This window comes from Candidatus Campbellbacteria bacterium (genome assembly GCA_028817035.1).
Lineage (GTDB): Bacteria > Patescibacteriota > Minisyncoccia > Phycocordibacterales > JABAAK01 > JAPPQH01.
The window spans coordinates 1-14,410 of sequence record JAPPQH010000008.1; the positions used below are offsets into that span (position 1 = coordinate 1).

13 protein-coding genes and 1 tRNA gene are annotated in these 14,410 nt (G+C 40.9%); 1 reads left to right on the top strand and 13 read right to left on the bottom strand.

Annotation, left to right across the window (positions count from 1 at the left end; all coding sequences use genetic code 11):
- Nucleotides 1-3,814 (bottom strand): Ig-like domain-containing protein (locus tag OXU73_00960; protein MDD9867887.1); only part of this gene is annotated, 3,814 nt, incomplete at its 3' end.
- A 101-nt stretch (nt 3,815-3,915) separates the two neighbouring features.
- On the opposite strand from OXU73_00960, the gene OXU73_00965 reads away from it, so the two are divergent.
- Nucleotides 3,916-4,719: an NYN domain-containing protein gene (locus OXU73_00965; GenBank protein ID MDD9867888.1), complete on the top strand. Its 804-nt coding sequence runs from the start codon at nt 3,916-3,918 to the stop codon at nt 4,717-4,719.
- 221 nt (nt 4,720-4,940) lie between these two features.
- On the opposite strand, the gene OXU73_00970 is transcribed toward OXU73_00965, so the two are convergent.
- From OXU73_00970 to OXU73_01025, 12 genes are all read right to left on the bottom strand, one after another.
- Nucleotides 4,941-5,822 carry a hypothetical protein gene (locus tag OXU73_00970; protein ID MDD9867889.1) on the bottom strand — a complete coding sequence of 294 codons (882 nt, stop codon included), beginning with the start codon at nt 5,820-5,822 and terminating at the stop codon, nt 4,941-4,943.
- A gap of 54 nt (nt 5,823-5,876) precedes the next feature.
- Nucleotides 5,877-6,260, bottom strand: a complete 384-nt coding sequence (locus tag OXU73_00975) for a hypothetical protein (GenBank protein MDD9867890.1) — start codon at nt 6,258-6,260, stop codon at nt 5,877-5,879.
- Nucleotides 6,261-6,277: 17 nt separating this feature from the next.
- Complete coding sequence (locus tag OXU73_00980; GenBank protein MDD9867891.1) at nt 6,278-6,754, bottom strand: Panacea domain-containing protein; 477 nt, start codon at nt 6,752-6,754, stop codon at nt 6,278-6,280.
- A 663-nt stretch (nt 6,755-7,417) separates the two neighbouring features.
- Nucleotides 7,418-7,490: transfer RNA gene (locus OXU73_00985), tRNA-Thr, on the bottom strand.
- Between the two features lie 27 nt (nt 7,491-7,517).
- Nucleotides 7,518-8,105 carry an elongation factor Ts gene (gene tsf / locus OXU73_00990; GenBank protein MDD9867892.1) on the bottom strand — a complete coding sequence of 196 codons (588 nt, stop codon included), beginning with the start codon at nt 8,103-8,105 and terminating at the stop codon, nt 7,518-7,520.
- A 3-nt stretch (nt 8,106-8,108) separates the two neighbouring features.
- A complete protein-coding gene (gene rpsB, locus OXU73_00995; protein MDD9867893.1) occupies nt 8,109-8,870 on the bottom strand; it encodes a 30S ribosomal protein S2 in 762 nt (253 codons plus the stop codon).
- A 47-nt stretch (nt 8,871-8,917) separates the two neighbouring features.
- Nucleotides 8,918-9,889, bottom strand: coding sequence for a PCRF domain-containing protein (locus OXU73_01000; protein MDD9867894.1), 972 nt, complete (start codon nt 9,887-9,889; stop codon nt 8,918-8,920).
- Nucleotides 9,890-9,907: 18 nt separating this feature from the next.
- Nucleotides 9,908-10,225, bottom strand: a complete 318-nt coding sequence (locus tag OXU73_01005) for a type B 50S ribosomal protein L31 (GenBank protein ID MDD9867895.1) — start codon at nt 10,223-10,225, stop codon at nt 9,908-9,910.
- A gap of 45 nt (nt 10,226-10,270) precedes the next feature.
- Nucleotides 10,271-11,962: a peptidoglycan-binding protein gene (locus OXU73_01010; GenBank protein MDD9867896.1), complete on the bottom strand. Its 1,692-nt coding sequence runs from the start codon at nt 11,960-11,962 to the stop codon at nt 10,271-10,273.
- A gap of 11 nt (nt 11,963-11,973) precedes the next feature.
- Nucleotides 11,974-12,642 (bottom strand): 50S ribosomal protein L25, encoded by a 669-nt coding sequence (locus tag OXU73_01015; protein MDD9867897.1) that lies wholly within the window; start codon nt 12,640-12,642, stop codon nt 11,974-11,976.
- A 27-nt stretch (nt 12,643-12,669) separates the two neighbouring features.
- Nucleotides 12,670-13,638 carry a D-glycerate dehydrogenase gene (locus OXU73_01020; GenBank protein ID MDD9867898.1) on the bottom strand — a complete coding sequence of 323 codons (969 nt, stop codon included), beginning with the start codon at nt 13,636-13,638 and terminating at the stop codon, nt 12,670-12,672.
- A gap of 151 nt (nt 13,639-13,789) precedes the next feature.
- On the bottom strand, nt 13,790-14,407 hold the full coding sequence (locus OXU73_01025) for a hypothetical protein (protein MDD9867899.1): 618 nt from the start codon (nt 14,405-14,407) through the stop codon (nt 13,790-13,792).
- Between the last annotated feature and the right edge of the window lie 3 nt (nt 14,408-14,410).

Here is a 14,410-nt window from a genome sequence, read left to right on the forward strand (position 1 = left end):
CCCTGTTGGCTCTGTCGTCTGCGAATGTAGATGTTCCTACATTAGACCTTTCAACTGAAACAACCGAGTTTGCCTCCTTGGTAAATGTAAACTCTGGTGTGTTGTGGTTTGTTAGGTTGTCTGAATCCGTTCCTGCTCCACCTGCTGTGTCCGTTGCTGTCGTCAAGTCAGGTGTTCCTGGTGCTGCCGGTGCTGTGGTGTCTATCTCAAGAGATGGAGAGAGCGCAGAAGATACGGGAGAAACATTACCTGCTGGGTCGGTTACCGTGAAGGTCAAGCTATATGTTCCTTCACCTGAAGTTCCAAAAGATGAGAAGTCAAAATCTCCACTTGCTGTTTCTGTGTTGTCTGCATCATCTGGATTGTATGGAATTGCGAAAGAAGAACTGTGAGCTGTTCCATCAACAATCAGATTAACTGTTCCGCCTTCTTCACCAGTCACTGAAAATGTCAAGCCTGTTGTTTTGTTTGTTTTGTTGTCGCTGTTTGAACCATAGGTTAGCGTCCCTGTTCCGTGTGTTGTAACTGAAGTAAGCGTATCGTCCGCTGTATCAAGGTCTGCCCCTGTTGGTGCGAGTGGTGGTGTGGTGTCGGCTACAGTATTTGATCGCAACATCCAAGCACTGGCAGCCGTTTTGTTTCCTGCCCTATCTTCCATCTCGTTTACCCTAATTTCAAGTTGTCCATTCTCACCGTCTACAATAGTGCTTCTGAAATTATATGTATATGTCGTCCCAGATACCTGTGATGGTGTGTTTGTTGGGCTAAGTTGTCTTCCTGTTCCTGAACCGCCATATCTGACATTTACTGTTGGTGGGTTCTTTAATGCCGTTGCCTCAGTAACCTCAAGCATAAAGGTGTGGTTATCTCCTGCACCTAAAAAGTATATTCTGGAAGGGGTACCACTTCCAGCAATAGGAACCTCCGTCCTAGAAACACTAAAACCGTAATTATCTACGCTTCCCGTTGGCGCTGTTGTGTCAGCTATTATTGTTGGTATGTCTGTGAAACTTCCCCGTGCAGCGACTGTGTTTGTTGCTATATCAGTTACTGCTCCTACTTGGTACTTAACTGCTCCTCCAGCAGCTCCTCCGTCATTTACTAGAACATCATATTCATATGTGTATGTGTGTGTTTTTAATCCACCTATTGGGAGCCAAGCGGCGATATTATTTGAATTAGAACCTTCAACATTAATATACGCTCCACCGTTATCTATCATTGCCTGTGTAACTGTAATTGATAAAGAGGTAGATGTTGAACTAATAACTCCAATTATGGTATTTGGTGAACAATTACTACTTAAAATACTTTCTACGGAATTACTAACAGATGGGGCAGGAAGTGTTGAAGAGGTTGTACATATACTCGCTTGACCGTTAAAATTAGAATCTATATTAACCGTTGCAGAACCAAGTGCGGCTGGTAATGAGGTCGTTGTCAATCTAAAAGTTTCTGTATTTTCTAAATCACTAATAGTTGGTTTGGTTACAGGCACACTGGATATAACTGGAGTGTTTGAGGTTGCTGTTGCTGCTCTGTCTACAGTTCTGCTACCAAATCTTAGTGTTAATGCTGGTGCTGTTGCTGAAAGCGTGTTTGCCTCAGTAATAGGAACGCTGAAAGTTATCGTTTCGCCAAGCTTGAAGTAGTTGTTACCACCTGATGCTGTTCCCCCACTTGCTGTTACAGTTCCTACGACAGGCGCTGTTGTGTCGGCCACCACGGTTGATACTTCTGTAAAGTTGGCATCTGCCGGTCGTTCATTTCCTGCTTCGTCTCTAAAAGCATTGGTTCTGTATGAGAATGTACCACTATTACTGGCACCAGTCGTAAGAGTGTAAGTATAAGTGCGAGTTTTTACTCCTATTGGGAGCCAGTTGGCAACATCAAAATCGCCCGTTATATCTGCGATAACCCACGCTCCGCCAGCATCTATGTGTGACTGCTTTACTTCAAATGTAACAGGGCTGCTGACAGGATGATTAAAAACTTGACGAGCACTACTACTACATTGAGCATCTACATGTGAAGCAGTCAATGAAGTAAGATTCGCATTGTCACATACAATAACAGATAGGAGTGTTGATGTTCCTGCATAACTAAACTGTTTGCCTGTTCCTGCTGTTGCTGGAAGTGAAGGTGTGGTTATTCTAAAATTACTTGCGCTATGTGTTGTAACACGATAAATAGGTGCCTTCGTGCCTCCGACTACACCTACTGCAGCTTGTGCTGTTAGACTGCTCTCAGATCCACTGCCCCATTTTCCAACAAAAGTTGGTGGAATCGAGATGGTGTTCGCCTCTTCTACAGGGAGTTTTATGGTTATTGTTTCACCATTTTTGAAATACCTTGTTCCACCTGCTACTCTTCCACCGCTAAAGGTTGGTGTTTCTGTTACTGGTGCTACTGTGTCGCTTGTGAATGAGTGCCGTGTTGCTGAAGTTTCTGCTTGTGCATCTCCTCCACTTGAACTTGTCGCACCAACTATACAAACACTTACCTCACCATTAAGAAAACTTGTGAGAGAGGTTGTTATTTTTGGTGTTGCTGTTTTTTCTATCCAAGTTGCGCCAAAACCACCGGTTGAACAAGCATTGCCTGATACTACTTTACTTTTGTAGTGAGTAACACCTGTTCCTGCTACGGTTAAGTCAAGTTCAGTAACTTTGCTTTCTGAGCCGTCTGCTGGTGTTCCTGATACTGTTGCGGTAACTGCGTTAGCAAAAGGTATGTCTAAAGTTGATTCTGCGATATTGTTTCCTGCTATATCTTGTGCTCTGTTTGCTGCAACAAAAACAATTGCAGTTCCACTTCCTGTCGTTGGGGCGGTGAATTGCATCGTGTAACTTCTTCCAGCAGTTGTTGTGGCAAAGGTTGAAGCCGGGAGTGTGCCACCACCACCATTATTTAGTTGGACATCACCTGAAGTAAAAGTTGTTCCAATATCCTCAGAGAATGCAAAGGTTACTGTTGCCGTTTGACCACCAGTTAGTGTTCCAGTTGGTGTTCTTGTTATTGTTAAAACTGGTGGGGTTGTGTCTATTGTTACTTCTAAGACATTGTTTGTTCCAAAAGAATCTTGAGTTGCAAAGGGATTGGTAGAATCTCCACTGGTAGCTGTTAAATGCGCTCCAATGAAACAATACTCTCCGTCAGTCCTTGTAGAGGAAGTTATTGATTGTGTGTTTGTTGGGCTATCTACAGCCACTTCAGAACCCGTGTCTCTAGTTGTTATCTGAGAGAGAAGACTAGGACAAGAAGAAGTCGATTTTCTGATTAATCTAAGTTGGACTTTTTCACCGCCGTGAGCATTTGTCCCACCAAATTGTGTAGTTGGATCGCTTAATGTAAAAGTTGGAGTGTTGTCGCTTGTTATTCTGTCATTGTTTAATGAACCAGTATCAGAACCAGAGTCTAAGGAGATAGTAAAGTCAGTGCCAGCCGGAGGTGAATTAACAGGTGCAGGAATATTTGAAGGAGGAGTTGTTTGTGGTGAAGTTTGTTGTGGTGGAGTTTGTTGTGCACCCTGCGTTCCTTGTGGTTGTGCTTGATCTTGCTGTTGTGCTTGATCTTGCTGTTGTGTGTCGGCTTGTGTAGTTTCCGTTTCCGTTTCTGTTTGTGTAGTTTCTGTTTCTGTTTGTGCTACTTGTTCCGCTTGTGCGTTGTCTGGTGTTCCCTGCGTTTGAGCATCAACATATTTTGTGTATGCGAAAAGTGATGCAGAGATAACAGCAAGGGCAAAAAATCCTAAAGTTAAATTTCTTAAGGATAAAAATCCTCGCAGATTGGGTTTGTGAGTTTCTGTATTCATATGGGTAATTTTTATATGGGTAATATTACAATAAACTTTTATATTAATTTACACTAATATGATAAAACATACCATAGAAATTGCAAGTGTTTTGTGAAAGTATGTTTATATGTGGAAAATCAGCACTTTTTCAAAGTATTTCCCCCATTTTGTCAACCCAATCAGTTCCTCTGCTGCTTCTATTTACTATCGCTCGTGGCTTCGCCACTCGCTTGATTTTGCTCGCAGTCGCTCACTCCGTTCGCTTCTATTTACTATCGCTCGCTCGTTCCACTCGCTCGCTTGACGCAACTCGCAAGCTCGTTGCGGTCGGACTTGGACTCTTGCAACCTATCACTTGCGCTTGGTCGCTTTATGCAAGTGGAAAATGTGATATATTTAGGAAGATGAAAAATGAAAAAGAGAGAAAGATGGAAAAGAACATTGCTTTTATAGATGGACAGAATTTACATCTTGGGATAAGAGATCTTAATTGGAAATTAAATCACAATAAATTTAGAACATATCTGAAAGAAAGATATAAGGTTTGTGAAGCCAATTATTTCCCTGGATTTTTTATGGAAGATTTTCAAGATTTGTATAAAAAATTACAAGAAGCGGGTTTCTTATTAACTTTTAAAAAACATACTGAATTACACCAATCTAAGAAAAAAGGTAATGTAGACACTTTGATGGTATTTGAAGTTATGAAAACTTTAAATGAAAGGTCTGATGAGTTTGATTCAATAATTCTTGTTACTGGTGATGGTGATTTTTATGAATTGGTTAGTTATCTTATTAAAAAGAAAAGATTAAAGAAAATTTTATTTCCGAGCGGTAAACAAAGTTCATCTTTGTATAATAAATTGGATAATAAGTATAAGCACAGTCTTAATAATTCTAAAGAAAAAATTGAGCTTAAATAAAAATGAAAGGGGGGCGTCCTCGGCACTAACACCTTTGGAGCCCCCTTTCGTCGTGTGAAAATGAAAGGGGGGCGTCCTCGGCACTATCACCTTTGGAGCCCCCTTTCGTCGTGATACATTATTTATTATATACCCTCCCCACAGAAAAAGCAAGTCCTCGCGAGATATTGTGTAAAACCTTGAAATGTAGCATTATTTCGTGGTTTTTTGGTTTTTGGGTGCTATAGTCCAAGTGCTTCGTTGTAGCAGGTTTGTGCTTTTTCAAGTGTGCCGCAGGATACAAACTTTTTTATCAAAAATACCATAAAGGAGTTCCATAGGCTGCCTTCTTCTTTTTTGCTATCAAGTGCATACCAAACCAATTCGCCGTCTTTGGTTGCTTCTTCTTTTACTATATCTCCTGCTCCATCGTAGCTGTAATCTCTTCCAAAGCCAACTACTCTGAAGGAATTGACTTTGTCATTTCCATTTGTTCCTATAAAAATATTTTGTCCTTCTACCAATAAAACAAATTCTGTGTCGCTCAATTTTCTCGCGGTTGTCTCTCCTTCGTTCTCGCCACGGCGTGATTTTATGGTCTTTAATTCTCCGTCTTCGTATTCAATAATTCTGTCTTCGTCTGCAAAGGTGCCGATTGTTTTTCCGTCTGATTCAAAGTATGTTATTCCTTTTCCTTCAACGGTTGCAACTTTTGTTCCTTTTTCATCATAAAAAACAACTTGTCCGTTTTGTTTGTACACGACATTTACTTTTCCATTTGGAAAATGTTTAACAATGTCTCCATTTATTTTTCTCTCCCATTTTGTGATTCCGTCACCTTCGGTGTGTGTGTCTGAATTTTCAAGTGCGCTTCTTATGTGTGGTGGGACTTCATTGTTAGCGAGGGCGATGTGGCTGTGGGTGAGCAAAAGCGCAAGGAGAAGTGCGATGAGGAAAGCGGTTGTAAAAGTGGTTGTGAGAGTGCTTGTGAAAGCGCTTGTGAAAGAGCCGACACTACGGCGGCGAGTAAAGGAGTCGCCACTACGGTGGCGAGTAAAGGAGTCGCCACTAAGGCGATCGCCAACTTTTGCAATATCTGTTTGTCTGTGTTTTGTGGGTTTCATATATTAAATATAAGCATATATGGGTTGATATGTAAAGAACTTGGGATTAAGGAATTAAAAGTATTTTTTCTTTAGAAATTTAATACACTCATCCCATTTTTTAGTGTGTTCTTTATTTTTAGACCCTTTGTAATTGAGGTATTCTCTATTGAAAATGTAGCCAAGGTAAATCTCACTTTTTTCTTTATTTATAAAACACAGCATGCGATAGGCATTTTTTCCACTTGTGCTTGGGTTTGGTATGTGTATTAACCAAATCATTTTTTTGCCATCGGGGTTATATATGGGTTTTGATCTGCCTGTTTTTACACACTCAAAGGTGCGCATGTTGTTTATCAAATATTCTTTAAGTTTCTCTGAGCGGTCGTGTTGTTTTAGATATTTATAAAACTCTTTTTCTGATACGCAGTAGTCAACCTTGTTTACCTTAATCGCCATACTTCCCTTTTTCTTCTCTATATTAAATCTATATCGGCAGAATATTTATAGTTTATTTTGTCGCTCGGTTTAGAATAGAACCAAGGTGCTTCAAGGTGGGTCTGTGCGACTATTTCTTTTGTTGTCCACTTTTTGAATTTTCTACAGATTTTTTCAAGGAGTTTTTTTTCTCTCGCGGTAAAGACGCTTATAGATGGGTTGGCGTATGCCTTGTATTTATTTTTATGACCTCCTTCTGTGAGAATTATTTTCTCTACTTCAATTTTTTTATCTTTTTCAAGAGATGCGACAATCTCTCTTGCCTTGATGGGAACTGGTCCAAAGTCTAAATGGCGATATATGTCGCCAGTAACACTTTTTTTTGTATCTCTATAGTTTGCAAAGTCAAGGTAATAAAGGAGTTTCATTAACTTTGTGTCTCCTAAATATTCATTATTGCAGTGTTTTATAAAGTAAAGCACCGCGTTTTCATATTTCTTTATGTTCACGCTCATTAAAGTTATTATATCATATTTCTATGAATGGTAAACGGCAAAAGACCCGCCAAAAATGACAGGTCTTTTACGATCACCCGTTGGGGCAAAGCCTCCAATGTAGAATTGGATTACTTATATTATACACAAAATACTAAAAAGGGTGGCGAGTGTGTGGGGTTGCGAGGGTGTGGGGTTGGAGGAGTCGTGTGGTGTGGCGAGGTGTGGGGTGGCGACTTGGAGTAGTATTATAATATATATATTATAATATATTTATTATAATATATATATTACAGGATTTGTAGGGTGTGAGTCCGACCGCAACGAGCCTGCGAGTTGCGTCAAGCGTTCAAATAGCAAAGTAATAGGTTGTAGAGATATGAGTCTGATCGCAACGAATTTATGAGTTGCGTCAAGCGAGCGAGTGGAACAAGCGAGCGATAATGAATAGAAGCGAACGGAATAGATTGTAGAGGCATAAGTCCGACCGCGACGAATTTATGAGTTGCGTCAAGCGAGCGAGTGGAACAAGCGAGCGATAATGAATAGAAGCGAACGGAATAGGTTGGAAGAGTCCAAGTCCGACCGCAACGAGCCTGCGAGTTGCGTCAAGCGAACGGCTTTGCCGTTCGCGTTAATAAAAAGGAAGCGAAGGAGCGAGGCGGTGAAACCGCCGAGCGACTGAGCCATCTATCGGGATTGAACCGATGACCTCTCCCTTACCATGGGAGTGCTCTACCAACTGAGCTAAGATGGCTATGTTTTAAATTATAGCAATTATTTTTTATTTTATGCTATATACGGAGTATTCTCCGATTTCAATTCTTTCACCAAATTTTTGCGCTGCACTTTCAATCATGTTCCCTATTGTCTGTGTTTCGTCTTTTATAAATGCTTGATTTAGGAGGACGAATTCTTTTAGGTGTGAGTCAATTTTTCCTTCTAATATCTTTTCTTGGATGTCTTTTGGTTTGTCTTTTGGAATTTCTTCTGAGAAATTGTTTCTTATTTTGTCCATTTCATTTTTTGGGATGTCTTCGCGGGAGCGGTATTGTGGTTTCATTGCTGAGATGTGCATGGCTATGTTGTAAGCGAGTTTTACAAACTCTTCATTTTTAGACACAAAGTCTGTTTCTGACAATAGCTCAACCATCGCACCGATTTGGTTTGTGTTGTGTATGTATGATTGGACAACGCCTGCACCGAGGTCTCTGTCTTTCTTTTTGTTTAGGACTGCTTTGCTTTCTTTTTGTATTATTTCTCTTGCTGTGTCCATGTCTCCTTTTGCGGTTTCAAGCGCTTTTTTACATACTCCTATTGAGACACCTGTTTCTGCGCGTAATTCTTTTATTCTTTCCATTTCTACTGACATAATTTATTTTTCTTCTGTTTCTTTTCTTTCAGACCTTCCCTTTTTGTATGCTTCTGCGAGTTTGCTGAGTATGAATTCTACACTTTTTCCTGAACTTATGTTTGCTACGATTGGGTGGTTGATTTTTCCTATGTCGCTGTTTGAACTTGTGATTCCTATTACTGGTATTCTCTTTCGTGCTGCTTCTTCTACTGCTATTTTTTCTTTTTTTGTGTCAATCACAATGAGTGCGTGTGGTAGCCGTGTCATATCTTTTATTCCATAAAAACTTTTTTCAAGTTTGTTTAGTTCCCTTTCAAAGAGGACTATTTCTTTTTTTACATATTTTGATGCGAGGTCGCCAGAACTTTTTTCTTTTCTCAGTTTTTTCATTCTTTCTATTCTGGTTTGTATGCTTTTGAAGTTTGTTATTATTCCGCCGATCCACCTGCCTGCTATGTAGGGCATCTCAATTTTTTCTGCTGTTTGTTTTATTAAATTTTTCACTTCGTTTCTGCTGCTTGCAAATAGGATTGTGTAGCCGGATTTTCCGAGTGTGTAGACATATTCAATGGCGTTTTCAAAGAGGGGTGCTGTTTTTTCAAGGTTAAAAATTTCTGTTTGTCCTTTTATACCAAAAATTAAATCAACAACAGATGGGTGTCTGTGGCTTTTTGTCATTGCGTAATGTGCTCCAACTTTAAAAAGGTTGTCCACCATTTCATCTTTTGGTTTAACCTTTTTTGTTTTTTCTTTATTTTCTTTTTTCTCTTCTGTCATATTCATAATTATGCTGGAAAATTATAGCATAGCTTGGTGATTTTAACAAATCATCATTTTTCTCCCTCTGAGAGCCCTTGTGTGAGGGCGGTTATTATGGCTTCTATCTCGCCTGCGAGGATTTTTTCTATTCCGTGCCACGATTTTTTTATGCGGTGGTCGGTGACTCTGTCTTGCATGATGTTGTATGTGCGGATTTTTTCTGAGCGGTCTGCTGTTCCTATTTGCGATCTTCTTTGGTCTCTTCTTTCTTTTTCTTCTTTTTCTGCGGTGTGTGCGGCGATTTTTGCTTTTAGTATTCTCATGGCTCTTTCGCGATTTTTTTGTTGGCTTCTTTCTGCGGTGCAACGGACATCAAGTCCTGTTGGTTTGTGAACGAGGCGGACTGCTGTTTCTACTTTGTTTACATTTTGTCCTCCTGCTCCGCCTGACCGTGAGAAGTCCATTTCTATGTCTGCGGGGTCTATGTTTATTTCTGTTTTTGTTTTTATGGGTAGGATGGCGACTGAGATTGCTGATGTGTGTATTCTTCCTGATTTTTCTGTGGTGGGGACTCTTTGTATTCTGTGTACTCCTGTTTCAAAACGGAGGTTGTTGTAGACTTCTTTTCCTTTTAGTTCAAAGACTGCTTCTTTGTATCCGCCGATTAAGTTTCTTGATTCGTTTACCAGTTTCATGCTCCACTCTTTTTTTTCTGCATATCTGCGATACATTTCAATGATGTCTGCGACAAAGAGTGATGCTTCGTCGCCGCCTGCTCCTGCTCTCACTTCAAGGACGATTTCTTTTATTTCTTCTTGTTCTTCTCCTTTTTCAAGTATGGAGTCCATTTTTTCTTTTAGTGCGGTGATTTCTTTGTCTATTTTTTCAATGTCTTCATATGCAAGTTCGGCGAGGTCTTCGTCCTTGCTCATTTGTATCAGTTCTTCTTTTTTTTGTTTTAGGCGTTTGTATTCTTCTGCGAGAAATTTTGTCCTGTTGTCTTCTTCATACACAGATTGGTCGCCAACATTTTTGTTTGACATATTTGAACAGGGGTTTATTTAACTTTCTTTCTGTGTTAGGTCTTGTGTTTCTTTTTTGGTTCTGACTTTTGGTTTTGCTTTGGTGTTTTTTGGTTGTGCTTTTTCTGCTCTTTGTTTGAACTTTTCTACTCTTCCTGCGGTGTCAACAACGAATTCTTTTCCTGTGTAGAACGGGTGGCTTGCAGATGATATTTCAACTGAGATTATTTGGTATGTGATTCCGTTTCTTTCTTCGGTTTTTTCGCCTGTCATGGTGGACGATGAGAAGAACTCCGCGTTTGTTTCTTTGTCGCGGAATATGACGGGGTGTGTTTTTGGATGTATATCTTTTTTCATTGTCCTTTGATTATAGCACTATATGAAAGATTTGTGAAATGGGGGTTACTGGCTCAAGAAGTCTATCCTTCTCTGGAATTCATCGGCATAAGAGGTGACGGTTTTGCAGTAGCCCCACGCGACATTGCTGTTGAAGTTTCCGCCTGCGAGGTATTTTCTTGATGCGGTGCATTCATTTGTTTTTCCGTTTATGCCTTTTAGTTCTTTGAGGTAGACCGCTGAGGCGACGAGTGCGTCGCGTGGGTTCCATGGGTTTGAGGGTGATGAGAGGTCAAGTATTTCTCTTATTTTGTCTTTGCTTTTTACATAGTACCAACCGCTTGTCCAAAATGGGTAACGGTTTATGAAGTATTGTGTTCGTGGTCCGACTGTTCCTGTTCCTCTTGTCAGTCCGTCAAAATCAAGTAGGACGGATCTGTATGTTTCTTGGAGGCGTGTTACGGCGTTTGCTGTTTTTCTTCCATATATGTTGTTCTCTTGCCCTGGTGATCCTTCGCCTTCGTTTGAAACTGTGAAACCATTTTTATTTAAAAATCTTTGGAGGGCGCGGACATCAGAGCCGACATCACCTGTTTCAAGTGAGCGGTCAATTATGAAGCTGCTTCGTGATACGCCGCAGGAGTTTGTCATTCTGTTTACATATCCGCCGTAACACGCCCAGGTTGATGGGATGAATTGTGCTGGTCCCATGGCGCCACCCCAACCATAACTTGGTCTGCGGGATACTGGCTGTTTGTCGGGGTTGAGTCCGAGGTTTTTTGTTATCACCTCAAATACGGGTCGGTCGCGGACTGGGTGCATGTCTTCTCTCCAGTTCCCTGTTCCCAAGTTTCTTCCGAGTTCTGTTTCTATTTTTATTATTCCAAGCAAAAACGCTGGTCTTATCCCTGTTAGTTTTTGCGCGAGTTCGGCAAATTCAACTGCTTCACCAAAAGATATTGCTGCGCTTCCGCGTAGTTCAAAAAGTTCTGCTCTTATTCTGTTAACTTCTTTTTCCCTGTCTACTATTATTTCCTCATAAAGCGATTCTACTTTTTTTGAGAGATCTAGGACTTTTTGTTTTTCACTTTTTGCTTCTTCTATTTCACGCTGTTCTATTTTTTTTAGGGAGCGAAACCCTTCTTCTTCTCTTCTTTCTTCAAGTAGTTTTGTTCTTGTTTCTTCTGTTTCCTGTTTTGCTTCTGATATTGTTTCAAGTGATGCGGTGAGTGCTTGGTGAAGAGTTTTGTGATCGTTTATGTCATTGAACAAAACGGAGATTGATTCTTCTGCGAGTGCGACATATATGTATGGCGTTTTGTCGGTTTCGTTTAGTGAGCGCATTATCTCTGACAATATCTCTTTTTCTCTTTCTGTTTTTATGTTTAATCGCGCTATGTTTCTCTCACTTCGTGAGATGCTTGTAGAGAGTTTGTTTATTTCTGCTGTGTGCTGATTTATTACTGACTGTTTTTGGGAGATTTGTCTGTTTATTCTGTCGACTTCTGATTGGATTGTTGTGGTGTCTGCCTTTTTTGTATCAAGTTCTTTTTTTAGTTGGTCTATTTCACCTTCTGCTTTTTTGAGTTTGCCCTCAAGTTCTGCCTGTCGTTCTTTTATTTTTTCAGAGACGGATTGCGCTGAGGCTGGGATGGTCGGGGTTCCCAAAAATAAAAACTGGAGCGCAAGGATGCACAACAGGAAATATGCTATTGATTTTGTTGGTTTCTTTGCCTTTGTCGGCACTTGAAAGGACATGGTGTTTGTGTTTATTTCTTTTTTGCTTGCTCTCCTTCTTCTGCTACTTCGCCCTCTGCTTCTTTCTTTCCTTTCTTTTCAACTTCTACTGAGTCGACTGTTTGCTCTGTCTGGTCTTCTATTTTTTCCTCTTTTTGTTCTGTTACGGATGCAATTATTGTGTCGGGTTTGTCTTTTGCTTCTACTCCGTTTGGTAGTTTTATGTCGCCTACTGTTATGTGTGATGAAAAGTCCTCTAACAAAGAAAGGTCTGCTATGACTTCGTGTGGGAGGTCTTGTGGTAGTGCTTCAAGGTCTATTGAGTGCATCACTTGAATTAAAACGGCGCCCATCTCTTTTACTGCTTTTGATGTTCCTTCAAATTTTATGTTAACTTTCGCGGTTATTTTTACATCTTTTGAAACTGCCAAAAAGTCTGCGTGTATTGGTCGTCCTGTTATGGGGTCAAAGACGACATCATGAATTATCACACTCTTTTTTCCAAGTGCGCCTTCTGATTCTATGACCGTTGACTCTCCTGCTTCTTTCCATACTCTGCTAAATTCTTTTGCCGAGACCGCGATTGGCGTTGTCTCTGATTTTCCGCCATAACAGACAGAAGGGATAAACCCTTCTTTGCGAAGTTTTTTGTTTGCCTTTGTGCCTGTATTTTTTCGTTCGTGAAATACAATGTTTGACATTGCCTACATTATACCACAAAAGTATTTTTATGAAACCTTGAATTTTGGCTCGCCCCCCTCAAGGGCTGCGATGATGTTTTCTGCTGCTATGACGGACATTTTTCCTCTTGTTTCTTCTGTTGCGGATGCTGTGTGGGGGGTCAAGACCACGCGCTCTATTTCTGCCAGACCTTCTGCGAGTTTTGGCTCTTCTTCAAAGACATCAAGTGCGACGCCTTTTAAGTTTCCGTTGTTGAGGTGGCGGACTAATGCTTTTTCATCTATTATTTTGCCTCTTGATGTGTTTATGAGGTAAGCGTCTTTTTTCATTAAGTTAAGTTTGCCTTCGTTTATTATTTTTTCCGTGCTCTTCAAGAGCGGCATGTGTAGTGTTATTATGTCGCCCTGTTTTAGAGCGTCATCTATGTTTTGTTTGAAGTTGGCGTTCAGTTCTTGTTCCATTTTTTCATTTTTCTTTATGTCAAAGTAAACTATTTTCATTCCAAAACCTTTGTGGGCAATCTCTGCGACACGAGAACCTATCCTGCCTGAACCTATGACTGAAAGTGTTTTGTCTTTTAGGTCGGTCCCAAGAAGTAAAAGTGGCTCCCACCCTCTGAAGCGACCTTCTCTTATGAAACGATCTCCGTCAACGACACGGGATGTTGAGGCGAGCATGAGCGCCATTGTGTGTTCTGCAACGCTCTCCGTGAGGACGCCAGGTGTGTTTGTTATCGTTATGCTCCGCTTGGTTGCTTCTTCTATATCTACATTGTTATATCCAACGGCATAATTTGAAAATATTTTTGTGGATGGTGATGCGTCAAAAGTTTCGGCGTTTATGGAGTTGGTAAGCATGCACAAAACCGCATCAAATTTATTTTTTGAGAGGATGTCTAAAAATTCCTCTTTTGTTAGGTCGCGGTCGTGGGGGTTGCAGATTATCTCATAACCTTTCTCTCTCAAAAGATCAATCCCAGCGCTGTGCAATTTTCTCGTTATAAAAACTGAAGGCATATATAAAATAATTTTAGCATATAAATATGGAAGAAAATGCCCCACTTGCGACCGAGGGTCGTGTGGTGTGATGGCGAAGAAAAAAGAAAACCCCTACCTAATACCAATCGTCTATGACGACCAGTATAGGTAGGGGCAAGTAAGAACAGTGTCAGTTGCAAGAGCCCGCAGTGCCAGGTGCCAAACCGAGATCACATGCTTCACCAGCACTTGGGGCAGCGGCAGCAGGAGTTCTCCTCTTGCTGGAGCCACCACCAAAGATCATCTCGGCAGCGACTGCGGCGGTGATTATCACCACCGTGACACACCACACACGATTTCCACGGCAATAGTCGCTGATTGTTGACTTGACGCCCGCAAAAAACGACCTATCATTCGTGAATGCCCTGCAACTATTTTCAGAGTTCTGCCCTCCTTGGCAAATGTCTGGCTTGAGGTAGGTATAACCGTCCTTGAGGTATTCCCTCTTGTACTCATCATAAGTCCTAACTCCAGCCACCTCGACGAATCCATCGCTCTTGATCTTGCTGACGATAATGCCGTTAGACACGATGTCGCCATCTTTGTTCAAGACGAATGGAATATTTTTCACAATCTCGTCATCCCTGTTGATATGGATAAACACGCCAAAGGTTGTCGTGTATCCCTCGTAAGGATGACATATCTGGTCTTCCCCTGCCTTTTTGCAGAAAAACTCTGGGTCGACATCCATCGTCAAGGTTTGAACATGAACATGACTGTCCCTCTCAAATTGCTTGGTCAGCAACATGCT

Excerpts from the sequence above, each read along its gene's own strand:
- OXU73_00965 (MDD9867888.1), top strand. The coding sequence starts at position 3,916 with ATGTTTATATGTGGAAAATCAGCACTTTTTCAAAGTATTTCCCCCATT.
- OXU73_01015 (MDD9867897.1), bottom strand. The coding sequence starts at position 12,642 with ATGTCAAACATTGTATTTCACGAACGAAAAAATACAGGCACAAAGGCA.
- OXU73_01020 (MDD9867898.1), bottom strand. The coding sequence starts at position 13,638 with ATGCCTTCAGTTTTTATAACGAGAAAATTGCACAGCGCTGGGATTGAT.
- rpsB (MDD9867893.1), bottom strand. The coding sequence starts at position 8,870 with ATGAATATGACAGAAGAGAAAAAAGAAAATAAAGAAAAAACAAAAAAG.
- OXU73_01005 (MDD9867895.1), bottom strand. The coding sequence starts at position 10,225 with ATGAAAAAAGATATACATCCAAAAACACACCCCGTCATATTCCGCGAC.
- OXU73_01010 (MDD9867896.1), bottom strand. The coding sequence starts at position 11,962 with ATGTCCTTTCAAGTGCCGACAAAGGCAAAGAAACCAACAAAATCAATA.
- OXU73_00980 (MDD9867891.1), bottom strand. The coding sequence starts at position 6,754 with ATGAGCGTGAACATAAAGAAATATGAAAACGCGGTGCTTTACTTTATA.
- OXU73_00970 (MDD9867889.1), bottom strand. The coding sequence starts at position 5,822 with ATGAAACCCACAAAACACAGACAAACAGATATTGCAAAAGTTGGCGAT.
- OXU73_00975 (MDD9867890.1), bottom strand. The coding sequence starts at position 6,260 with ATGGCGATTAAGGTAAACAAGGTTGACTACTGCGTATCAGAAAAAGAG.
- OXU73_01000 (MDD9867894.1), bottom strand. The coding sequence starts at position 9,889 with ATGTCAAACAAAAATGTTGGCGACCAATCTGTGTATGAAGAAGACAAC.
- OXU73_01025 (MDD9867899.1), bottom strand. The coding sequence starts at position 14,407 with ATGTTGCTGACCAAGCAATTTGAGAGGGACAGTCATGTTCATGTTCAA.
- tsf (MDD9867892.1), bottom strand. The coding sequence starts at position 8,105 with ATGTCAGTAGAAATGGAAAGAATAAAAGAATTACGCGCAGAAACAGGT.